General features: G+C 71.8%; 20 protein-coding genes and 1 tRNA gene. 9 read left to right on the plus strand and 12 right to left on the minus strand.

The features are described 5' to 3' along the window. Positions 1 to 14: 14 nt before the first annotated feature. Positions 15 to 593: a 5-formyltetrahydrofolate cyclo-ligase gene (locus tag LR269_RS08430; RefSeq protein WP_231430286.1), complete on the minus strand. Its 579-nt coding sequence runs from the start codon at positions 591 to 593 to the stop codon at positions 15 to 17. 82 nt (positions 594 to 675) lie between these two features. On the opposite strand from LR269_RS08430, the gene galU reads away from it, so the two are divergent. From galU to LR269_RS08455, 5 genes are all read left to right on the plus strand, one after another. After that, entirely contained in the window at positions 676 to 1,581 is a 906-nt protein-coding gene (gene galU / locus LR269_RS08435) for a UTP--glucose-1-phosphate uridylyltransferase GalU (RefSeq protein ID WP_231430287.1), read from the plus strand. A 2-nt stretch (positions 1,582 to 1,583) separates the two neighbouring features. Further along, positions 1,584 to 2,246 carry a GNAT family N-acetyltransferase gene (locus LR269_RS08440; protein WP_231430288.1) on the plus strand — a complete coding sequence of 221 codons (663 nt, stop codon included), beginning with the start codon at positions 1,584 to 1,586 and terminating at the stop codon, positions 2,244 to 2,246. Positions 2,247 to 2,298: 52 nt separating this feature from the next. Beyond that, entirely contained in the window at positions 2,299 to 3,324 is a 1,026-nt protein-coding gene (locus LR269_RS08445; protein WP_231430289.1) for a hypothetical protein, read from the plus strand. Positions 3,325 to 3,379: 55 nt separating this feature from the next. Continuing rightward, positions 3,380 to 3,452 (plus strand) — tRNA-Ala (locus LR269_RS08450). 78 nt (positions 3,453 to 3,530) lie between these two features. Then, positions 3,531 to 5,030, plus strand: coding sequence for an MFS transporter (locus tag LR269_RS08455; protein WP_231430290.1), 1,500 nt, complete (start codon positions 3,531 to 3,533; stop codon positions 5,028 to 5,030). A gap of 163 nt (positions 5,031 to 5,193) precedes the next feature. Here the strand turns inward: LR269_RS08455 and LR269_RS08460 are convergent, their stop codons facing one another. Both LR269_RS08460 and LR269_RS08465 read right to left on the minus strand, forming a co-directional pair. Next, the gene (locus LR269_RS08460; RefSeq protein ID WP_231430291.1) at positions 5,194 to 5,889 is read right to left on the minus strand and encodes a DNA alkylation repair protein; all 696 of its coding nucleotides are present in this window, start codon (positions 5,887 to 5,889) and stop codon (positions 5,194 to 5,196) included. A 56-nt stretch (positions 5,890 to 5,945) separates the two neighbouring features. Further along, on the minus strand, positions 5,946 to 6,791 hold the full coding sequence (locus tag LR269_RS08465) for an NAD(P)-binding domain-containing protein (RefSeq protein ID WP_308191635.1): 846 nt from the start codon (positions 6,789 to 6,791) through the stop codon (positions 5,946 to 5,948). Here LR269_RS08465 and LR269_RS08470 point away from each other — a divergent pair. After that, the gene (locus LR269_RS08470) at positions 6,790 to 7,911 is read left to right on the plus strand and encodes an LLM class flavin-dependent oxidoreductase (protein ID WP_231430293.1); all 1,122 of its coding nucleotides are present in this window, start codon (positions 6,790 to 6,792) and stop codon (positions 7,909 to 7,911) included. The genes LR269_RS08465 and LR269_RS08470 overlap by 2 nt on opposite strands. Before the next feature lie 111 nt (positions 7,912 to 8,022). On the opposite strand, the gene LR269_RS08475 is transcribed toward LR269_RS08470, so the two are convergent. From LR269_RS08475 to LR269_RS08510, 8 genes are all read right to left on the minus strand, one after another. After that, complete coding sequence (locus LR269_RS08475) at positions 8,023 to 9,210, minus strand: cation:proton antiporter (RefSeq protein WP_231430294.1); 1,188 nt, start codon at positions 9,208 to 9,210, stop codon at positions 8,023 to 8,025. A 13-nt stretch (positions 9,211 to 9,223) separates the two neighbouring features. Then, on the minus strand, positions 9,224 to 9,718 hold the full coding sequence (locus tag LR269_RS08480; protein ID WP_231430295.1) for a cation:proton antiporter regulatory subunit: 495 nt from the start codon (positions 9,716 to 9,718) through the stop codon (positions 9,224 to 9,226). Positions 9,719 to 9,769: 51 nt separating this feature from the next. After that, a complete protein-coding gene (locus LR269_RS08485; RefSeq protein WP_231430296.1) occupies positions 9,770 to 10,648 on the minus strand; it encodes a metal-dependent hydrolase in 879 nt (292 codons plus the stop codon). 10 nt (positions 10,649 to 10,658) lie between these two features. Next, on the minus strand, positions 10,659 to 10,832 hold the full coding sequence (locus LR269_RS08490; protein WP_231430297.1) for a hypothetical protein: 174 nt from the start codon (positions 10,830 to 10,832) through the stop codon (positions 10,659 to 10,661). Between the two features lie 105 nt (positions 10,833 to 10,937). Beyond that, positions 10,938 to 12,128, minus strand: a complete 1,191-nt coding sequence (locus LR269_RS08495; RefSeq protein WP_231430298.1) for an acyl-CoA dehydrogenase family protein — start codon at positions 12,126 to 12,128, stop codon at positions 10,938 to 10,940. Between the two features lie 9 nt (positions 12,129 to 12,137). Then, entirely contained in the window at positions 12,138 to 13,076 is a 939-nt protein-coding gene (locus LR269_RS08500) for a DUF4349 domain-containing protein (protein ID WP_231430299.1), read from the minus strand. Positions 13,077 to 13,174: 98 nt separating this feature from the next. Then, positions 13,175 to 14,008 (minus strand): aldo/keto reductase, encoded by an 834-nt coding sequence (locus LR269_RS08505; RefSeq protein ID WP_231430300.1) that lies wholly within the window; start codon positions 14,006 to 14,008, stop codon positions 13,175 to 13,177. Positions 14,009 to 14,022: 14 nt separating this feature from the next. Beyond that, a complete protein-coding gene (locus tag LR269_RS08510) occupies positions 14,023 to 15,231 on the minus strand; it encodes an MFS transporter (RefSeq protein ID WP_231430301.1) in 1,209 nt (402 codons plus the stop codon). A 249-nt stretch (positions 15,232 to 15,480) separates the two neighbouring features. Here LR269_RS08510 and LR269_RS08515 point away from each other — a divergent pair, with 249 nt between their 5' ends. From LR269_RS08515 to LR269_RS08525, 3 genes are read left to right on the plus strand one after another with little or no spacing between them, the layout of a single operon-like run. After that, positions 15,481 to 16,383 (plus strand): ABC transporter substrate-binding protein, encoded by a 903-nt coding sequence (locus tag LR269_RS08515; RefSeq protein ID WP_231430302.1) that lies wholly within the window; start codon positions 15,481 to 15,483, stop codon positions 16,381 to 16,383. Between the two features lie 19 nt (positions 16,384 to 16,402). Beyond that, positions 16,403 to 17,401 carry an amino acid ABC transporter permease gene (locus tag LR269_RS08520; RefSeq protein WP_374201102.1) on the plus strand — a complete coding sequence of 333 codons (999 nt, stop codon included), beginning with the start codon at positions 16,403 to 16,405 and terminating at the stop codon, positions 17,399 to 17,401. Then, on the plus strand, positions 17,398 to 18,174 hold the full coding sequence (locus tag LR269_RS08525) for an amino acid ABC transporter ATP-binding protein (protein ID WP_304504449.1): 777 nt from the start codon (positions 17,398 to 17,400) through the stop codon (positions 18,172 to 18,174). The genes LR269_RS08520 and LR269_RS08525 overlap by 4 nt, the downstream gene beginning before the upstream one ends. Positions 18,175 to 18,204: 30 nt before the next feature. Here the strand turns inward: LR269_RS08525 and hrpA are convergent, their stop codons facing one another. Further along, the gene (gene hrpA, locus LR269_RS08530; protein ID WP_231430303.1) at positions 18,205 to 22,209 is read right to left on the minus strand and encodes an ATP-dependent RNA helicase HrpA; all 4,005 of its coding nucleotides are present in this window, start codon (positions 22,207 to 22,209) and stop codon (positions 18,205 to 18,207) included. Positions 22,210 to 22,268 lie beyond the last annotated feature (59 nt).

Below are 22,268 nucleotides of genomic sequence, written 5' to 3' on the forward strand. Positions count from 1 at the left end.
GGCGGTGCGCCGGCTCAGAAGGCGATGATGCGGGTGGGGGTCACGACGCCGTTGACGGGCTGATCGTGCACCTCGCGCGGCACGTGCTCGACGAACTCGCTGTCGAAGACCACGGCGTACACCGGAGGACATTTTCCCATCGACCCGAGGGTCTTGTCGAAATAGCCGCGGCCCCAGCCGAGGCGCATGCCGGTGGCGTCGATCGCGGCGGCCGGAATCACGATGAGATCGACGTCGTTGATCGCCATCGGCCCGAGCAGCTCGCCCTCGGCCTCCGGCACTCCGGTGGGACCGAGCCGCTCGGTCTGCTCCTCGCCCACGGTCCAGTCGAGCAGCCCGTCTTCGCGGGTGATGGGGAAGAGCACGCGGATGCCTCGGGCCTCGGCCCAGTTCACGAAGGGGCGCGTGTCGGGCTCGGAGGGCATCGAGAGGTAGCACGAGATCGAGTCGGCGCCGGTGGAGCCGATGAGCTCCTGGAGGCGGGCCGTGAAGCCCTCGGTGGCGTGCGTGCGCTCGTGCATCGACATGTTCTGGCGGCGCTCGCGCAGCTCCGCGCGCAGGATGCGCTTCTGGACACCGGGATCGTCGGGCATGGCTCACATCCTAGGCGGAGGCGCAGCCGGCCGGACCGGTCGCAGCCCGGATGGAAGGATCCCAGCCGGTACGCTGGAGCGCATGACTCAACGGATCACGAAGGCGGTCATTCCTGCGGCGGGGTTGGGGACGCGGTTCCTGCCGGCGACGAAGGCGATGCCGAAGGAGATGCTGCCGGTGGTGGACAAGCCGGCGATCCAGTACGTGGTCGAGGAGGCCGTGGCGGCGGGGTTGACGGATGTGTTGATGATCACGGGTCGGAACAAGAACGCGTTGGAGAACCATTTCGACCGGGTCGCGGAGTTGGAGGCGACGCTGGAGCGCAAGGGCGACACGGCGAAGCTGGAGAAGGTGAACGAGTCGACCGATCTGGCGGACATGCATTACGTGCGGCAGGGTGACCCGCTCGGGCTCGGGCATGCGGTGCATCGGGCGCACATGCATGTGGGTGATGAGCCGTTCGCGGTGCTGCTGGGGGATGACATCATCGATGCCCGGGACGAGTTGTTGACGCGGATGCTGGACGAGCAGCAGAAGCGGGACGCGTCGATCGTGGCCTTGTTGGAGGTGGACCCGGATCAGATCCACCTGTACGGGGCTGCGCAGGTCGAGCCGACCGACGATCCCGATGTGGTGCGGATCACGGGGTTGGTGGAGAAGCCCGCGAAGGAGGTCGCGCCGTCGAACTACGCGGTGATCGGCCGGTACGTGCTCAAGCCCGAGGTGTTCGGCATCCTGGCCGACACGCCGCCGGGTAAGGGTGGTGAGATCCAGTTGACCGATGCGTTGATGACGATGGCCGGAGATGTGGCGGGTACGGGCGGGGTGTACGGGGTCGTGTTCCGGGGTCGCCGGTACGACACGGGCGACAAGCTGGACTACATCAAGGCCGTGATCCAGCTCGCGGTCGATCGCGAGGACCTCGGCGCCGACCTGCGCTCCTGGCTCATCGACTACACCGACACCCTCACCCCACCCACCCACTGACGATGGCGGCATCGTCCCTGCCCACCCTCCGCGACGGCGAGGTCGTGCTCCGGCCCATCCGCGTGCGCGACGCGAAGGCGCTCGAACGGGTGCTGCTCGCGAACCGCGGCTGGCTGAAGAAGTGGGAGGCGACCTACCCGGGCGGCGGGTCGTTCATCGATGCCAGGGCGTCGATCCGCAACCTGCTCGCGCACGCACGGGGCGGCCACGGACTGCCGTTCGTCATCGAGGTCGACGGCGAGCTCGTCGGCCAGCTCAACGTCTCGTCGATCAGCTACGGCTCGCTGTCGTCGGCGACGATCGGGTACTGGGTCTCCGAGCACGTGGCCGGCCGGGGCATCACCCCGACCGCGGTGGCGCTCGCGACCGACTACTGCTTCGGCGTGCTGCGCCTGCACCGCATGGAGATCTGCATCCGACCCGAGAACGGGCCGTCGCTGCGCGTCGTCGAGAAGCTCGGGTTCCGCTACGAGGGCCTGCGGCGCCGGTTCATCCACATCGACGGCGCCTGGTGCGACCACTTCGCGTTCGCGCTCGTGAGCGAGGAGGTGCCGCGCGGCGTGCTGCGCCGGTGGCGCGACGGGCGCGTGCCCGACGGCGCCGCACGCATCACCGCGGAGGACCTCGCCGCGGCCGCCGAGCCGCTGCGGCTGACAGATCGCTGAACACGCCCGCGCCGATTCGGGCGCGGGGCCGCGCGTGACCTAGCGTTATCGCATGGATGTGATCGGCGGGGGGATCCTGATCGCGGTGGCGGCCGCGCTGTGGATCGCGTACCTGCTGCCGAGCTGGCTGCGCCGTCGGCAGTACCTCGCGACCGAGCGCAACGCCGTACGACTCCAGCAGACCCTCCGCATCCTCGCCGAGACCGCCGAGACGCCCGAGCCCATCGTCGTCGAGGCCACCGCCCGCGAGGTCGCGACGCAGCAGCGCATCCTGCACGAGCACGAGGAGACGGCACGCCTCGCCGCGGAAGCGGCCGAGCAGACGGCCATCGCCGAGCGCCGCGCCGCGGAGGAAGCGGCGGAGGCCGCGCGCGCACGCGCGGCAGCGAGTGCTCCCGTCACCCAGCCGATACCGGCCGTCGCAGCTTCGCAGATCGATCCGTCGCACGACGCCGCGCGGCGAGCGCGCAGAGCCGTGCGCCGCCGTCGCGCCGCATGCACCCTCATCGCGCTCGCCGGGCTCATCACCGTCATCGTCGGCCTCGTCGCCGCGGCGTTCGGAGCATCGCTCGTCATCGCCGCCGCCGGTGGCGTCGCGTTCGTCGGCGCGGCCTTCGGGCTCGTGCGGCTCGCGAAGCGGCGCCTGCCGCAGGTCGCGGTCGCCGCGCCCGCGACGCCGGCGGCGCTGGACTTCGAGCCGATCGAGTTCGCCGAGCCGACGGCCGAGACGGAGGGCTGGACGCCCCGGCCGCTGCCCAAGCCCCTGCACCTGTCGCGGGGGACGATCGCGGCGACCGCCATGGCGTCGATCGAGGCGGCCGCCGAGCTCAAGCGCGTCGAGAGCGAGGCGCTCCTCGCCAGGCGGGCCGAACGGCTCGCCCCGCCGGTGCCGAAGATCAGCCCCGCGGCATCCGCAGCCGAACGCGCCGCCGCAGGGGAGCGCGAGGCCGAGCGTGCCGCCGACCGCACCGCGCAGGCGGCCCCGAACCCGTACGCCCGGATGGGCATCGTCGACGACGCCCGGCCCGGCATCGACGACCTCGACGCCGTGCTGCGCCGTCGTCGGGCGGCCGGCTGATCGAGCCGGGTGGTCAAGACCACCCCTCGAGTGGTGATAGGCTCTTTCACGGCTCGGGCCCATGGCGCAGTTGGTAGCGCGTCTCGTTCGCAATGAGAAGGTCGGGGGTTCGAATCCCCCTGGGTCCACCGAGAGAAGGCCCCCGCTTCGGCGGGGGCCTTCGGCATTCCACCGCATCGCTCCGTGGCGGGCATAGGGTGGAACGGATGTCGCAGCCGCCGGTGACCCGTTCGATCCCGTTGTCCGAGGAGCACCGCTGGCGTGCCTACTGGGTGTGCGTCGCCGTCGCGGCGCTCACGATCCTCGACCTGTCGAAGGTCAACGTCGGCCTTCCCTCGATCGAGGACGCCTTCGACGCGACCTCGACCGAGCTGCAGCTCATCGTCGCCGGCTACGTGCTGACGTTCGGCCTCACGCTCGTGCCCGCCGGCCGCATCGGCGACCAGCGCTCGCGCAAGACGCTCTTCGTCGTCGGCCTCAGCCTGTTCACGCTCACGAGCCTCGTCGCCGCGCTCGCGCCGAACGCGACCGTGCTGCTCGTCGCGCGCCTCCTGCAGGGCGTCGCCGCGGGTATCCAGATGCCGCAGGTCCTCGGCATCATCCAGGAGCTCTTCCACGGCAAGGAGCGCGGAAAGGCCTTCGGCCTGTTCGGCGCCACCATCGGGCTCGCGACGGCGTTCGGCCCGACTCTCGGCGGCCTCATGATCGCGATCGGCGGGCCGACCGACGGCTGGCGCGGCATCTTCTGGATCAACGTGCCGCTCGCGCTCATCGCGATCGCCCTCGCGATCTGGCTGCTGCCGGTCACCCGCCGCCCCTCCGACAAACCGCTGTCGCTCGACCCCGTCGGGCTCCTGCTGTTCGGTGTGACCGTGGTCGCGCTCATGTGGCCGTTCCTGCTCACGACGGGCTCGCCCGATGACGACCCGGCGCGCTGGTGGGTGCTCGTGGTCTTCGTGCTCGCGCTCACGGCGTTCGTCGCGTGGGAGCGCCGCTACGCGGCATCCGGTCGCCACCCGCTCGTGCCGCTGGGCCTGTTCGGCGTGAGCTCATTCCGCAACGGCATCTCGCTCGCGAGCGTCTACTTCGCGGCGATGCCCTCGATGTTCCTGCTGACGACGCTGTACCTGCAGCACGGGCTCGGCCTCGAGGCGGTGTTCGCCGGAATGGTGGGCATCGGCTTCGCGCTGCTGAGCGCGCTCAGCTCGTGGATCGGCGGCAACCTCGTGAACCGCCTCGGCCGACCGCTCGTCGTATGGGGGCTCGTGCTGCTGCTCGTCGGCATCGGGCTGCTCGTGCTCGCGGCGCTGGCGACCCCGCCTGCGATGACGCCGTGGGCGATGGCCGGCGCGATGGTGATCGGCGGCGCGGGCGGCGGCCTCGTCGTCTCGCCGAACCAGACGCTGACCCTCATGGACATCCCCGTGAAGCAGGGCGGCCTCGCCGGCTCGGTGGGTCAGCTCGGCCAGCGCATCGGCACGGCCATCGGCACCGCCGTGACGCTGTCGTTGTTCTACTCGACGATCTACCGCGAATCCGAGGGCCAGCCCGATCTCGCGGTGTACCACGACGCGTACGGCGTCGGCATGCTCGCGGTCGCGGTGTTCGTCGCGATCGCCTTCGCGATCGGCGTCGCCGACCTCGGGGCCCGGCGGCGCGAGCGACGGCCGCTCGGCGAGCCGCCGACGGAGGCCGACGACGCCTGAACCGCGCGAGCGACGGCCGCTCGGCGAGCCGCCGACGGAGGCCGACGACGCCTGAACCGCGCGAGCGGCGCCCGCTCGGCCAGCGGCCGACGGAGGCCGACGACGCCTGAACCGCGCAGCCCGTCATCGTCGCGGTTCGGCCGCCCGCTGCCACGGACGGCGATCAGCGGATCGCGAGCACCCGCGCGCGCTCGTCCTTCGGCAGGTGCTCGATCGCGGCGCGCAGCGCCGCGCGCGGCATCGTCGCCGCGTGCTCCTCGACGAACGCGAGGTGGCGCCCGGCGTCGAGATCGCCCGCCGAGCGCAGCACCCAGCCGACGGCCTTCTGCACGAACGGCGCCTCGTCGCGGGCGAGCCGCCCGGCGATCGCGAATGCGTCGTCGGTCTCGCCGCGCTTCATGAAGGCGAAGGTCGCGACGAGCGCGGTCCGCCGCTCGGGCCAGAACGACGAGGCGGCGAGGGCTGCGAGCGGGGACCGGTCACGATCGACGAGGTGGCCGCCGACGACGTCGCGGGCGGCGAGATCGACGAGGTCCCACTGATCGATGCGGTCGTGGCGGGCGAGATAGAGCTCGTAGAGCTCGGTGCGGCGGGCCTCGCCCGTGGTGCGAGCGGCGGCCGACTTGCCCATGATGCTGCAGGCGAGCGCGCGCACCTCGTGCATCGGCCGGGCGAGCAGCTGCTCGAGTTCGGCGACGGGCAGGTCGAGCGCGGTCTTCGCGAGCTCGAAGACGGCGCCCATGCGCACGCCGATGAACGGCGCCGTCGCGTCGTCGGGGAAGTACCGGCGGTACTTCATCCGCTCGGTCTCGCTCGCCATCGCCTCGAGCGCGGAGGTCAGCCCCGCGGCATCCGTCATTCTCGCTCGCCCTCCCGCGTCGTCAGGCTTCAGGCTAGCGACCCGGCGGTGCCGTGTCAGGCGGCGAGATGGGCGGCCGGGGTGAGCAGCGCGGCGAGCTCGCCTGCACTCAGTTCACGACCGAAGGCCGGATGCCCCGGCTCGAGCGCGACGCCGTGCTCGAGTGCTCCGCCGTCGACCGGATCGAACCCGATCGCGTCGATGAGGGCGGCCACCTCGGCGCGCGCGCCGGGGTCGTCGCCGACCACTGCGAGCGCACGTCGCAGGGGATCGCCGGCGGGCAGGCTGTCGTCCTCCATCTCGTGGTAGCCGAGGTGGTTGAGGGACTTGACCACGCGGGCGCGCGGGTTGCGCGCCGCGTTCTGCTCGCTCGTGGTGCGCGGGTCGGCGTCGACCTCGGCGAGGTTTCCGTCGACGGGCGGCCAGTAGTTCATGGCGTCGACCACGATGCGGCCGTCGAACGCGGCCCAGGGCACGGTGCCGGCCTTTCCGAACGGCACGGCGACGATGATGACGTCGGCGCTCTCGGGGAGCTCGGCGGAGGGGACGACGACGGCGCCGGGGGCGACGACGCCCACGAGGAGCTCGAGGGCGGTCTGCCTCGGCGAACCGGCGATGAGCACCCGGTACCCGGCGGCCACGAGCAGGCGGGCGAGGGCCGTGCCCACCTTTCCCGCGCCGTAGATTCCGATCACCGGGCGATCCGTCACAGTCTCCATGCTCCCATTCCGCTCGGCGCGCTGCTCGATCCATGCGTCGACATGCATCTCAACGCGGGGTGCCGTCGTGACATTCCCGGGAATAGTCTCGGCATGGGGCGGGTTCCGACCTGTGCATGCGTACGCATGCATCGACTTCCGCACCGGGCTTCCGCACCCGGCGACGATGAGAGGGGCCGGCATGACCGAGCGCTACGAATTCGGACTCGACACCTTCGGCGACGTCACGGCGGCCGCCGACGGCACCACGCTGCCGCATGCGCAGGTGCTGCGCAACGTGGTCGACGAGGCCGTGCTCGCCGACCGCCTCGGCCTCGACTTCTTCGGCATCGGCGAGCACCATCGGCACGAGTTCGCCGTCTCGGCTCCCGAGGTCGTGCTCGGCGCGATCGCCGGGCGCACCGATCGCATCCACCTCGGCTCAGCGGTGACGGTGCTGAGCTCCGACGACCCGGTGCGCGTGTTCCAGCGCTTCGCGACGCTCGACGGCGTCTCGGGAGGTCGCGCCGAGGTCATCCTCGGACGTGGCTCGTTCATCGAGTCGTTCCCGCTCTTCGGCTTCGACCTCGGCCAGTACCAGGAGCTCTTCGAGGAGAAGCTCGAGCTCTTCGCGGCGCTCCTCGAGCAGGAGCCCGTCACCTGGGAGGGCCGGCTGCGCCCCGCCCTCACCGACCAGCTCGTGTACCCGCCCGTCGAGCACGGGCACCTGAAGACGTGGGTCGGCGTCGGCGGCAGCCCCGAGTCGGTCGTGCGCGCGGCGCACTACGGGCTGCCGCTGGTGCTCGCGATCATCGGCGGAAGCCCCGCGCGCTTCGCACCGCTCGCCGAGCTCTACCGCAAGGCGCTCGCCCAGTTCGGCAAGCCCGCGCAGCCTGTCGCCATCCACTCGCCGGGCTTCATCGCCGACTCCGACCAGGAGGCGCTCGACACCCTGTGGCCCCACTACCAGGTGATCATCGACCGCATCGGCCGCGAGCGCGGCTGGGGGCCCGCGACGCGCGAGCACTTCGAGGCCGAGGCCTCGTCGCACGGCGCGCTCTACGCCGGCTCGCCCGAGACGGTCGCGCAGAAGATCGCTGCGGCGATGCGCTCGATCGGCGCAGTGCGCTTCGACCTCAAGTACTCGAACGGCACCCTGCCGCACGAGGCGATGATGGGCAGCATCGAGCGGTACGCGACCGAGGTCGTGCCGCGCGTTCGCGAACTGCTCGCCGCCGCCGATGCCGCCGACGCCGAGCTCGACGAGGCCGCGGCCCTGGCCCTGGCCGACCGCGCCGACGACGCGGCCGCGGGGCGCGCGTAGACCCCGAAGGGGCGATCTCGTCGCGTCGACCGGCGAGCACCCATCCGGCATCGCCCGCTCGACGGGTGTCCGGAGCGCGATGTTCGAGCGGGCCGAGCCGCGGCATCCGCCTCAGACGGCCTGCCGCGTGCGCTGCTGACGGCGCCGCACCGCGGTGCGGAACCACGCGGCGTCGGGCACGCGGGCGAGGAACGTGCCCGCGATGATCGTGATGAGGACGTAGTCGGTGGCGAGCGAGGCGAGCGCGGGCTCCACTCCGGCGGTCACGGCGAGACCGGCGATCACGATCGAGAACTCGCCGCGCGGCGCGAGCGAGAAGCCCGCGCGCCACCGGCCGAGCGTGCCGACCCCTGCGCGCGCCGCGGCGTAGGCGCCCGTCGCGAGCTTCGTCGCGATCGTGACCGCCGCGAGCAGGAGCGCCGGCAGGATCATCGACATGAGCTGCGACGAATCGGTCGTGAGCCCGAAGAACACGAAGAACGTCGCGGCGAACAGGTCTCGGAGCGGCGTCAGCACCTGGCTCGCGTTCACCGCCACGCGACCCGACAACGCGATGCCGACGAGGAAGGCGCCGACCGCGGCCGAGACCGAGACCTCCTGGGCGAGCCCGGCGACGAGCATCGTGAGGCCGAGCACGCCGAGCAGCAGGGGCTCGGCATGGTCGGCGGGGAAGAGACGCGAGACGAGGTGGCCGTGACGCAGCGCGATGTAGAGGATCACGACGACGACCGCGACCGCGACGGCCACGGCCACGGCGCCCTGCACGAGGCTGACACCGATGACGATCGCCGAGAGGATCGGCAGGTAGAACGCCATCGCCAGGTCTTCGATGACGAGCACGCCGAGGATCGCCGGCGTCTCGCGGTTGGAGAGACGGCCGAGGTCGCGCAGCAGCTTCGCGATCACCCCCGACGACGACACCCACGTGACGCCCGCCAATGCGACCGCTGCGACCGGACCCCAGCCGAGGATGAGTGCGAGGGCCGCGCCCGGCAACGCGTTCAGCAGCCCGTCGACCACTCCCGGCATGCGCGCCGACTTCAGGCTGTCGAAGAGCTCGGACGCGGTGTACTCGAGCCCGAGCAGGGCGAGCAGCAGGATCACGCCGATCTCGGACCCGGTCTGCAGGAACTCGATGCTCGCGTCGAACGGGAAGATGCCGCCCGAGCCGAACGCGAGGCCGAGCAGGAGATAGAAGGGGATCGGCGAGAGGCCGATGAGCAGTGCGAGCCGCCCCAGGAGGCTCATTCCGAGGAGCAGCGCGCCGACTTCGATGAGGAGGAGCGTGGTCTCGTGCATGCGGGGCCCGGCGTCAGTCGGGTCCGTTGGCGAGCAGTCTCGAGACCCCGTCGAGACCCTCGCGGGTGCCGACGGCGACGATCACGTCGCCCGCGCGCAGGGGCTCGGACGGCGTGGGGGAGGCGATGACCTGGCGGTCGCGCACGATCGCCACGATCGATGCGTGCGTGCGGGTCCGGGCCTTGGTGTCGCCCAGGGTGCGATTGAGGAACGGCGAGTCGGTGGGCAGTGCGATCTGCTCCGTGTACAGGCCGGCGGTCTCGTCGGAGAGGCTCGTCAGGCGGCTCAGCATGACCGAGGCGCTCAGCACATCGGCGAGGGCGGAGGCCTCGTCGTCGTTGAGTGCGACGCTGTCGCGGCACGCGTCGGGGTCGTCGATGTCGAACACGCCGAGATCGCGCTCGCCGTCGCGGTGCGAGACCACGCTGATTCGGCGCCCGGCTTCGGTCACGAGGTCGTGACGCACGCCGATCCCGGGCAGGTCGACCTTCTCGATGCGAATACCCACGCCCGTAATCGTAACCCCGTTGCGGAGGTGCACGGCCGGGCGCGCGGGGGTTCAGCCGTCGGCGCCCACCCGGGTGCGCATCTCGAGCACCGGGGTGCCGGCGTCGTCGACGAGCTCGAAGGCGACTCGCACGGCGCCCAGCTCGGCGAGCGAGTCGACGTGCGTGCCGCCGCAGGCGATGCGGGCGACGCCCTCGGGCAGCTCGGCGACCCAGCTGCGCCGGTCGGTGAGCCGGTCGCCGTCGCGCTCGACGCGGACCGTCGAGCCCGCCGCGACCCACTCGCCGACGGCGGCGGAGACCTCACGGCCGAGTTCGTCGAGTGCCTCCGCGAGGCCCGTCGCGTCGAAGCCGGCGCGGCGCAGCGACTTGTTCAGCCGGTAGCGGTCGACCGAGCCGAACGGCTCGATGCGGCTCGACGCGATCGCGATGCCGTCGAAGTCGACACGCCCGAGCGCATCGGTGCGGGCCGGCTTCGACCAGCGCGACTCGACCGCACGGTTCAGGGCGAGGGATGCCGCGTGGCAGGCGCTGTGCCCGAGCGAGAGGGCGCGGCGCGCCGAGGCATCCGCGGTGATGACGACCTGGTCGCCTTCGGCGACCGGGCCGTCGCCATCGATCAGGTGTGCGACGACGAACGCCCAGCCCTCGGTGCCCTTGCGCACGGGGACGTCGTCGCCGACATGCAGCTCGGACCCGTCGGTCGCGGCGACGACGGCGTCTCGGATCGGCAGTTCGCGATCGCCCGCGCGCAGCGTGCCGGTGTCGGCGGGCTGGTCGGGCCAGGCGGCGTCGACCGGGTGGAACGACGTCGCGTCGGTGACGACGGCCACGAGCCCGTCGCGGGCGGGGGTCGTGTGCAGCACGGTGGCGTGCCGTACGAGTTCACCGGCGGGGTACGTGACGATCGTGTCGTGCGCGGGCAGCGTCATGCGACCGGCGTCAGTCGTCGGCGCGGCCGAGCAGGTGGAACGGGATCGCCAGCGAGAGCGCGACGGCGAGGATGCCGCCGAAGAACACGGCGGCCTGGAGGCTCGCCAGTTCGGGGGCGATGCTCATGACCCACATGCCGAAGACGAACAGTCCCAGGGCGATGACGGTGGCGACGACGTTCACAAGGTCCTCCAGGGTGCGGGGGCGACGTTCGTCGCCTCGGCCAGTCTATCCATCGGGCCGCGCCGCGGTCGTGCCCCGCGCGCCGGTCGGGAACGGGGCGACTCGTCAGTCGGGGACCGGGCCGAGCCATGCGTTGGCGACGGTCGCGTGCGCCGACTCGTCGTCGGACGGGTGGAAGATGCCGGCGAGCACGTCGCGGTAGAGCCGCCCGAGCTCGGAGCCCGCGAAATAGGTCGAGCCGCCCGAGACGCGGACCGCCTGGTCGACGACGTGCTTGGCGGTCTCGGTCGCCCGCACCTTGATGCCGACGAGCTTCGCGAACCAGGCCGCGCCGTGGTCGACGAGCTCGTCGAGGTCGCGGGCGACGGCGTCGAGCTGGGGCGGGATCGCGTCGTAGGCGATCGCCGCGTCGGCGACGCGCCACCGGATGTCGGGGTCGTGCGCGAGGGGACGCCCGTCGTGCTTCATCGAGGTGCGGCGGCCGGCCGCGGCCACCGCGAGGTCGAGCGCGCGCCGGCCGATGCCCGTGTACACGGCGGCCAGGAGCAGTTCGAAGTTCGCGAAGATGCCGAAGACCAGCGGGTCGGCGTTGGGCCCGGGGTCGAGCCGGCGCACGATGCGGTCGGGCGCGGCGTACGCCCCGTCGAGCACGGTCGTGCGGCTCTGGCTCGCGCGCATGCCCATCGTGTTCCAGTCGTCGAGGATGCGCACGTCGGGGTCTTCGCGGTCGATGAAGCCGTAGACGAGCTTCGGCGCATCGGACGACACCGAGTCGAGGCCCATCGTGCCGAGCCGCGTCCATGTGGGCGACAGCGACGTGAAGATCTTGCGGCCCGCGTACCGGTAGCCGCCGTCGGCCTGCGGTTCGGCCGTGGTGCGCGAGCCGAACAGCATGAGGTCGTTGCCGGCTTCGGAGATGCCGAACCCGAACACCTCGCCCGCACCCGCCTCGCGGAGGACGAAGTCGAGCGAGTCGTCACCGCGGTCGCGCAGCACCTTCGCGACGCCCGTCCACACGAGGTGCATGTTGACGGCGAGCGCCGTCGCGGGTGCGGCGCCGGCGAGCCGCATCTGCGCGTGCACCGCGTCGACGAGGCCCCAGCCGAGGCCGCCGTGCTCGACGGGCACGAGTGCGGTGAGGTAGCCGGCCGCGCGGAGTTCTTCGAGGTCGTCGTCGAAGAAGGCGTTGTCGCGGTCGTACTCGGCCGCTCGGGCGCGGAATCGCTCGAGGAGGTCGTCGTCGAGGAGGGATTCGGGCGTCGGGGTCTGCGTCGTGGTCTCGGTCGTCGCGCTCACGTCGCCAGACTACGCCCGCGGCTCCGGCCCGGTGGGGGAGCGATCGGCGTCGGAGCCGGGGTGCGGCGCCGGCTCGGCCGGGACCCCCGGCGCCCGTCGCCGTCCGCGGGCGGCGAGCACCACGACGAGCGTCACGACGGCGGCGATGACGAGCAGTACGGCGAACCACGGCAGGAGCACGCCGAGGGCGACGGCGAGCGAAGACAGGAAGCCGACCAGGGCCGTCCACCCGGCGACGACCCCGCTCCAGAAGTCGTCGGGTGCCGGGGCCGGCGCCGCCTCGACCGTGGCGAGATCGAGCGTGAGGGTCGAGTAGTCGACCTGGTCGACGAGCTGGTCGCGCTGCTGGGTGAGGCTGTCGAGTTCGGCCTGGCGGGTCGTGAGCTCGGATTCGATGGCGATGAGATCGGCGATGGTCTCGGCTTCGGCGAGCAGCTGCTCGAGCCGGTCGACCGAGGCCGAGAGCGCCTCGATGCGCGCGTCGAGGTCGGTGCGCTGCTGCGTGACGTCGGAGGCCTGCATCGAGACGGAGTCCACCCGGCCGAGACCGCGGATCTCGTCGACGACGCCGTCGAGCTCTGCCGCGGGCACGCGCAGCACGAGGTGCGCGCTCGGCGGTGACGCATCGGTGCCGGGCTGCTCCGTCCGGCTCTCGGTGCGCCCGCCGGCGCGGTCGACGATCGCGGCGGCCTCCTCGGCGGCGTCGATCGGATCGTCGACGGTCACCGCGATCCACCCCGTCGTGATCACGCTGCGGTCGACGGCGTCGGGCTCGGCCCGGGCCTCGTCGGCCGAGCCCCCGTCGGCGCCGGCGTCGCCGCCCTGGGCGGGAGCCGGCATGTCGGGCTCGGCGACGCCGGGCGTGCTCGAGCTGCCGCCCATCGAGCAGCCGGCGAGCAGGAGGGCGATGATCGCGGCGGACGCCGCGGCGGGTGCGAGTCGTCTCATGCGGTCAGGGTATTGCCGCGCCGGGAGCCAGTGTCTGGACGGGCGCTGGGAGTCGGGTCACGATCCGGTCGCGGCCGGACGAGCGCGAGCGGCGCGCGTCAGTCGTCGTCGGGATCTCGTCCGGTGCGCTCGCCGGTCTCGAGGGAGGCGATCGCGGCGAGGTCGTCGACGCCGAGCTCGAAGTCGAAGACGTCGAGGTTCTCGCGGATGCGCTCCGGCGACGACGCCTTCGGGATCACGACGTTGCCGAGCTGGACGTGCCAGCGCAGCACGATCTGCGCCGGGCTGCGCCCGTGCGCCGTCGACAGCCGGGCGAGCACCGGGTCGTCGAGGAGGCGACCCCGGGCGAGCGGGGACCACGCCTCGGTGCGGATGCCGCGTGCCGCATGGAACTCGCGGAGGGCGGCCTGCGGCAGCCGCGGATGCAGCTCGACCTGGTTGACGACCGGGGCGACGCCCGTCTCGCCGATGATGCGGTCGAGGTGGTGGGCGTGGAAGTTCGAGACCCCGATCGAGCGCACCCGTCCTTCGTCGCGGAGCCGCACGAGGGCCCGCCAGGTGTCGACGTAGCGGTCGGTCGACGGCACCGGCCAGTGGATGAGGAAGAGGTCGAGCCGGTCGAGCCCGAGCCGGCCCATCGACGCGTCGAAAGCGCGGAGCGCCTCGTCGTAGCCGTTGTCGTCCTTCCACACCTTGCTCGTCACGAAGAGCTCGTCGCGCGGCACCTCGGCCGCGCGCACGGCCGCGCCGGCACCCTGCTCGTTCTCGTAGAAGGCGGCCGTGTCGAGGTGGCGGTAGCCGGTCGCGATCGCGACGCCGGCGAGCTGCGCCGCGTCGTGCGCGGGCACCTTGTAGAGCCCGTAGCCGAGCTGCGGGATCGCGTGGCCGTCGGCCAGCGGCACGAGCGGTGCGAGCGGGAGCTGTCGAGGCATCCTGGCGCCCTTCGTCAACTGGGTTGGAGCGGCACCGGTTCGGTGTCGGGAATGGGGCTCGCGTCGCGGCCTCGGAGATCGGGGTGCCATCGGCGTGCGAACGCGGGCACGAGGAACCCGAGGAAGGCGAGCGCGCTCGCCGCCCAGAACGCGCCCTGCGCGCCGTAGCCGTCGATGAGGAAGCCGGCGAGGGCCGAGCCGAGTGCGGCGCCGATGAGCTGGCCCGTGCCGACCCAGCCGTACGCCTCGGCGGTGTCGGAGAACTTCACGCTCGCCGAGACGATCGCGAACAGCACCGCGAGCGCGGGCGCGATGCCGATGCCGGCGACGAAGAGGGTGATCGAGAGCCACCAGAAGTCCATCACGAACGCTGCGAGCGCGGTGCCGACGAACACGATGAACATGCGGCGGGCGGTCGACCACGGTCCGATGGGGACGTGGCCGAGGAAGAGGCCGCCGGCGAGCGATCCGATGGAGAAGATCGCGAGCACGATGCCGGCCTCGCTGCCGTCGTGGCCGAAGACGGCCACGACGCCGGCCTCGATGGCCGCGCACGCGCCGATCAGGAGGAATCCGACGACAGTCGCGAGCAGGACGGCGGGGCGGGCGAGCACGGTGCCGAACCGGCGTTTCGAGCGGGGGATGCGCACCCGGCCGAGTTCGGGGGAGGAGATGAACCAGGCGCCGCCCACGACCATGAGCAGGGCGGCGAGCAGGATGGCCCACACCGTGCCGATCTGCGTCGCGACGAAGGTCGTGACGACCGGCCCGACGACCCAGATGATCTCCTGCGCCGAGGCGTCGAGGGAGAACAGCGGGGTGAGCTGTCGCGAGTTCACCATCTTCGGGTAGATCGTGCGCACGGCGGGCTGCACGGGCGGGGTCGCGAGACCGGCGACGAGGCCGACCGCCATGTACAGCGGCACGGTGAGGGGCAGCACTCCGATCGCGACCACGGCGCTCACGCAGATCACGAGCGTGACGACGAGCACCGGGCGCATGCCGAACCGACCCATGAGGCGGCTCGTGAGCGGGCCGGCGACGGCCTGCCCGATCGACGTGGCGGCGAGCACGAGCCCGGCTGCGCCGTACGAGCCCGTCTGCTGCTCGACGTGCAGCAGGAACGCGAGCGAGAGCATTCCCGACGGGAAGCGCGCGGTCAGCTGGGCGGCGATGATGCGTGCGACGCCCTGCGTCTTGAGCAGTTCGGAGTAGGTTCCCACGGTGCGCCAAGCCTATCGATCGGTGCGACGCGCCCGCCGAACGGCTGCGCAGTGCGGCATTGCGTCTCGAAAGTACGGAATCTTGCGTCTCGAGGGTGTGAAGCGGGCGATTCGAATCGCCACCGAATCGTGATCTGCCGAGATGCTTGCGTCGAGCCTGCGGTGGTTTAGGCTCGGTCTACGGCGACGGAGCCTCACTTTGCGCTCAGTCGTTTGTCCCCATCATCATGTGACGACAGAGGTATCAACATGAACATCCGACGCCTGCTCCTGCCGGCCGCCATCGCCTCCGCCGCGGCCCTGCTCTTCACCGGCTGCGTCAACAACTCCGAGAGCGAGGGCGGCGGTTCCGAGAGCACCGCCCCCAAGACCTCGGTCGAGGCCGACGACGCCGCGGTGGCCCTGCTGCCCGCCGAGGTCAAGGACTCGGGCGTGCTGCGCATCGGCACCGACGCCGAGTACCCGCCCAACGAGTACAAGAACGACGCCGGCGAGCCGACCGGCTGGGGCGTCACCCTCGCCGAGGCGGTCTCGGCCAAGCTCGGGCTCGAGCCCGAGTGGGAGATCCTGAGCTTCGACAGCATCATCCCCCGCATCCAGGAGGGCGCCCTCGACATGGGCTCGTCGTCGTTCACCGACACGGTCGAGCGCCAGGCCTCGGTCGACTTCGTCGACTTCCTGAACGCGGGCAGCCTGTGGGCCGCGCCCGCCGGCAGCGACATCACCCCCGACACCGCGTGCGGCAAGACCGTCGCCGTGCAGTCGGGCACCATCCAGCACACCGACGAGCTGCCCGCACGCAGCCAGGAGTGCGTCGACGCGGGCGAGGAGCCCATCGAGATCCTGCCGTTCGAGGGGCAGCCCGAGGTCACGAACGCCGTCGTCAACGGCAAGGCCGACGCCTTCTCCGCCGACCTGCCCGTGACGGGTGACGCGGTCGCCAACCTCGACGGCCAGCTCGAGACGGTCGGCGAGATGTTCGACGCGGCTCCCTACGGCTTCGCCACCCAGAAGGACAGCGACATGACGAAGGCCGTGCAGGCCGCGGTGCAGTCGCTCATCGACGACGGCACGTACCTCGAGATCCTGAAGTCGGCCGGCATCGAGTCGGGTGCCGTCGACGAGGCGACCATCAACGGCGCGACGAACTGACCTGAGAAGCACCGCAGTCATGTCCGACATGCCTTCCCGGCCGGCGGGGTCCGAGACCCCGCCGGCCGGCTCCGGAACCGACACGCCCCCCGAGGCGATCAAGGCCATCAAGCTGCGCCACCCGTGGCGCATGGTCCTCGCCGTCGTGCTCATCGTGCTCGTCGTCCTCTTCGTCGTCGACGCGGCCGTCAACCGGCCGGTCTACAACTGGACCGAGGTCGGCAAGTACCTCTTCGACACGCGAGTCGTCGAAGCCGCCGGCTACACCCTGCAGCTGACCGTGTACTCGATGGTCATCGCGATCATCCTGGGCATCGTGCTCGCCGTGATGCGCCTCTCGCCGAACCCCGTCGTGAAGTCGGTGGCGTGGGTGTACCTGTGGCTGTTCCGCGGAACCCCGGTGTACGTGCAGCTCGTGTTCTGGGGCCTCATCGGCGTCATCTACAAGTCGATCGACATCGGCCTCCCCGGCTCCGAGCCGTGGCTGTCGATCACGACGAGCGACCTGCTGAGCTACTTCGCCCTCGCGGTCATCGGCCTCGCGCTCAACGAGGCCGCCTACATGGCGGAGATCGTGCGCGCGGGCCTGCTCGCGGTCGACCGCGGCCAGGAGGAGGCGGCGACCGCCCTCGGCCTCGGCTGGTGGCACACGATGAGCCGGGTCATCCTGCCGCAGGCCATGCGCGTGATCATCCCGCCGACCGGCAACGAGGTCATCTCGATGCTGAAGACGACCTCGCTCGTCATCGCCGTGCCGTTCACGCTCGAACTGTTCACGCGCACGAGCGACATCGCGGCGAAGACGTACCAGCCGGTGCCGATGCTGATCGTCGCGTCGATCTGGTACCTCGCGATCACGTCGATCCTGATGGTCGGCCAGTACTACCTCGAGAAGCACTACGCGAAGGGCATCGACCAGCGACCGGCCGTGCAGCAGCCGACCGTCGAGACGAGCGCGGTCGCCGCGGTCGACACGGAGGTCCCGCCGTCGAACCACCACGCCGGAGGAGGCGCATGAACGCCGCGGAGACCCCCATGGTGAAGGCCGAGGCGGTGTCGAAGTCCTACGGCTCGAACACCGTGCTCCGGTCGATCTCGCTCGAGGTGAAGCGCGGCGAGGTGCTCTGCCTCGTGGGGCCGTCGGGCTCGGGCAAGTCGACCTTCCTCCGCTGCATCAACCACCTCGAGACCGTGAGCACCGGACGGCTCTCGGTCGACGGCCAGCTCGTGGGCTACCGCCAGCACGGCGACAAGATCTACGAGCTGCACCCGAAGGAGGCCGCGAAGCAGCGCCGCGACATCGGCATGGTGTTCCAGCGCTTCAACCTCTTCCCGCACATGACGGCCGTCGAGAACGTGATGCTCGCACCGACGCTGCTGAAGAAGGGGCTGCCGAAGTCGCAGGCGAAGGCGCGCGCGCTCGAGCTGCTCGCCCGCGTCGGCCTCGCCGAGCGCTCCGACTACTACCCCTCGCAGTTGTCGGGCGGGCAGCAGCAGCGTGTCGCGATCGCCAGGGCGCTCGCGATGGAGCCGAAGCTCATGCTGTTCGACGAGCCGACCTCGGCGCTCGACCCCGAGCTCGTCGGCGAGGTGCTCGAGGTCATGAAGGAGCTCGCGAAGAGCGGCATGACGATGATCGTCGTGACGCACGAGATGGGCTTCGCCCGCGAGGTCGCCGACACGCTCGTCTTCATGGACGGGGGCGTCGTCGTCGAGTCGGGCGACCCGCGAGAAGTGCTCTCGAACCCGCAGCACCAGCGCACCAAGGCGTTCCTCTCCAAGGTGCTCTGAGGCGCATCCGCCCCGAAGGCGCTCGTCGGCTCAGCCGGCGAGCGCCTTCTGCACGCGCTGGACCGAGACGGTCTCGGCCGTGCGCAGCTCCTGGGCGAAGAGGCCCACGCGCAGCTCCTCGAGCATCCACCGCACGCGCACGAGCACCGGGTCGGCCTCGGCGTCGATCGGCAGCGTGCCTCCGGCCTTCTCATAGGCCGAACGGGCGACGTCGAACTCGTTCATGAGCTGCCGGTCGCGTCCGGGGTTGTCCACGAGCTTGCGCACGCGCGCCGTGATCGCCTCGAGGTACCGCGGCAGGTGGCGCAGCCGCTCGAGCCCCGTGGCCGAGACGAACCCGTTCGGCACGAGGGCGGCGAGCTGCTCGCGGAGGTCGGCGAGCGCCGCCATGAGCTGGATGCTCGACGCGCCCGAGATCGCCCGGTCGGCCTCGCGGGCCGCCCTGAGGATCCGGGCGACGAGCGACACCGTCTCGAACAGCCGGTCGACGATCGTGGCCGCGACCGCGTCGCGCACGGCATCGAACTCGGCTCGCGTCCGCAGGATCCCGTCGGGGTGGCGGGCACGCAGTTCGGCGTCGACGCAGGCGGCGAGGCAGTCGTCGAGCAGCGCGCGGGTCGACGGGTACGCGCTCGCGGCGAGCGCGAGCTTCTCCTCGTTCGAGAGGTGCTCCTGCACATAGGCGACCGGCGTCGGGGTCGAGAGCACGACGAGCCGCCGGATGCCTCGCCGGAGCGCCCGATCGCGCTCCTCGGGCGTCGCGACGAGCCGGAGGGCCACCGCCTCGCGCTCGTCGACGAGTGTCGGATAGGCCCGCACGACGTTGCCGGCCTGGCTCGTGTCGAGATGCTCGGGCAGCGCGTCCCACTCCCAGGCGGTGATGCCGCCGCGCTCGGCGAGCTCGGGGGGAGGGGCGGTGGCGGGCCGCGGGCCGCGCCGGTCGTCGTTCCGTGCGCCGCGTCCATTGCGGCGGTCGCCCGCGACGGCCGGGCGATCGCCGGGACCGCCCGACCCGCTCACGGCGCGCGCGACGGCGTCGCGCGTGCGGTCGGCGAGCCGGGCCTGCAGCTCGGACAGGTCCTTCGACGCGCCGAGCGCGCGGCCGCGCTCGTCGACGGCGCGGAACGTGACCCGAAGGTGCGGCGGCACGCGGTCGAGGTCGAAGTCGCTCGGGTCGACGGGCGTGAACGTGAGCCGCCGGATCGCCCGGCCGACCTCGGCGACGAGCGGTTCGCGAGGCTCGCCGCCCTCGGGGCCGTCCGGAAGCTCGGCGGCGATCTTCGCCGCCCACTCGGCCGCCGGGACGACCTGGCGACGGAGCACCTTCGGCAGGGAGCGCAGCAGCGCCGTGATGAGCTCGTCGCGGAGTCCGGGGACCTGCCAGTCGAAGCCGGTCGCCTCGAGCCGCGGCAGCAGCACGAGCGGCACGACGACCGTGACGCCGTCGTCGTCGGCCCCGGGTTCGAAGCGGTACGCGAGCGAGAGGGTCTGGTCGCCCTGCCGCCAGCGGTCGGGGAAGCCGTCGTCGTGCGCGCGGTCGGTGTCCTCGCCGAGCAGGTCCTCTCGGCGCATCGTGAGGAGGTCGGGCGCCGTGCGCTGCGCACCGCGCCACCACCGCTCGAACGAGCGAACGTCGGCGACGTCGTGCGGCACGCGCGCCTCGTAGAACGCGACCACCGCCTCGTCGCCCGCGAGCAGGTCACGGCGGCGGGTGCGCTCCTCGACCTCGCCGAGCTCGCCGCGCAGCGCCCGGTTCTGCCTGACGAACGCGAAGAGCCGGCGATCGAGCTTCGAGGTGTCCCAGTCCTCGTCGACGAGGGCGTGCCGGATGAACAGCTCGCGGGCGAGCTCGGCGTCGACCCGGGCGAGCTGGATCCGCCGCTTCGCGACGATCGGCACGCCGAACAGCAGCACCTTCTCGTCGGCGACGGCCGAGCCCTGGCGGCGCTCCCAGCGCGGCTCGGAGTAGCTGCGCTTGGCGAGCGGGCCGGCGAGCTGCTCGGCCCATGCCGGGTCGATCGCGGCATTCGTGCGGGCGAAGAGCCGGCTCGTCTCGACCAGTTCGGCGCTCATGAGCGCCGGCGGCGGCTTCTTCGCGAGTGCGGAGCCGGGGAAGACCACGAAGCGGGTGTTGCGGGCGCCGAGGAACTCGGCGTCGCGGCGCCGTCCCCTGCGATCGGCGTCGCGCGCGCCGCCGCGCCCCGTCGACGTCGGTGCTGATTGGCGCAGGGCGTCGTCACGCAGCCCGATCTGCGAGAGGAGACCCGCGAGGAGCGCCCGGTGGATGCCGTCGCCGTTCGGTTCGCCGGCCCGCTCGGCGATGTGCAGGCCGAGCGGCTTCGCGAGGCGCACGAGCTGGCGGTACAGGTCCTGCCACTCCCGCACGCGCAGGTAGTTCAGGAACTCCGACCTGCACATGCGGCGGAACGCGCTGCCCGAGAGCTCGCGCTGCTGCCGCTCGAGGTGGTTCCAGAGGTTCAGGAGCGTCAGGAAGTCGCTCGTCGGGTCGACGAATCGAGCGTGGGACCCGTTCGCCTCCTCGCGGCGCTCGAGGGGGCGCTCGCGCGGGTCCTGGACGGTGAGGCCCGCGACGATCGCGAGCACCTCGCGCGAGACGCCCTGCGCCTTCGACTCGAGCACCATGCGCGCGAAGCGCGGCTCGATCGGCAGGCGCGAGAGCTGGCGTCCGATGCGCGTGAGCTGCGGCCCGTCGCCCGCGGCGCCGTCGTCGAGCGCACCGAGTTCGCGCAGCAGCTCGAGACCGTCGCGGATTCCGCGGGCGTCGGGCGGCGTGAGGAACGGGAACTCCTCGATCGGGCCGAGCCCGAGGGACGCCATCTGCAGGATCACCGCGGCGAGGTTCGTGCGCAGGATCTCGGGGTCGGTGAACTCGGGCCGGCGCTCGAAGTCCTCCTCCGAGTAGAGCCGGATCGCGATGCCGTCGCTCGTGCGGCCCGACCGGCCGGAGCGCTGGTTCGCCGAGGCCTGCGAGATCGGCTCGATCGGCAGCCGCTGCACCTTCGAGCGCACCGAGTACCTGCTGATGCGCGCGGTGCCCGCGTCGACGACGTAGCGGATGCCCGGCACCGTGAGGCTCGTCTCGGCGACGTTCGTCGCGAGCACGACGCGGCGCCGCAGGCCCGCGACCTTCGACGGTTCGAACACGCGGTGCTGATCGGCGGAGGACAGGCGCCCGTAGAGCGGCAGCACCTCGGTCTCGCCGCCGCGACCGCCCGCATAGCGGGCCCGTACCGCCTGCTCGGCGTCGCGGATCTCGCCCTCGCCCGAGAGGAAGACGAGCACGTCGCCGCTCGACTCGCGGTCGAGCTCGTCGAGCGCGTCGATGATGCCGCGCTGCACGTCCTTGTCCTCGGCCGCGGCGCCCTCGTCCTCGTCGTCGTCGCCGATACCGGCCTCGGCGACGAGCGGCCGGTACCGGACCTCGACGGGATATGTCCGGCCCGACACCTCGATCACGGGCGCGGGCTCGCCCGAGCCATCCTCGAAGTGCCGCGCGAAGCTCTCGGGGTCGATCGTCGCGCTCGTGACGATGACCTTGAGGTCGGGGCGGCGCGGCAGCAGCCGCTTCAGGTAGCCGAGCAGGAAGTCGATGTTGAGGCTGCGCTCGTGCGCCTCGTCGATGATGATCGTGTCGTACCGGCGCAGGTCGCGGTCGCGGTGGATCTCGTTCAGCAGGATGCCGTCGGTCATCACCTTGACGCGGGTCGACTCGCTCACGCGGTCGGTGAAGCGCACCTGGTAGCCGACGAGGCCGCCGAGCTCGACGCCGAGCTCCTCGGAGATGCGCTCGGCGATCGTGCGCGCGGCGATGCGGCGGGGCTGGGTGTGCGCGATCGAGGTCCGGCCGAGCTCGAGGCAGATCTTCGGCAGCTGCGTCGTCTTGCCCGAGCCCGTCGCGCCGGCGACGATCACGACCTGGTGCGTCTCGAGGGCGCGCGCGATCTCGTCGCGCTGCGCGGAGACCGGCAGCTCGGCGGGATAGGTGATCACGGGGATCGGCGCAGGCGACGACATAGCCCTCCATCGTATGACGTGGTGGGTCGCACGAGGACGCCGAGCGCTGAACCGGGTCG

Source organism: Agromyces sp. S2-1-8 (assembly GCF_021129215.1).
Classification (GTDB): domain Bacteria; phylum Actinomycetota; class Actinomycetes; order Actinomycetales; family Microbacteriaceae; genus Agromyces; species Agromyces chromiiresistens.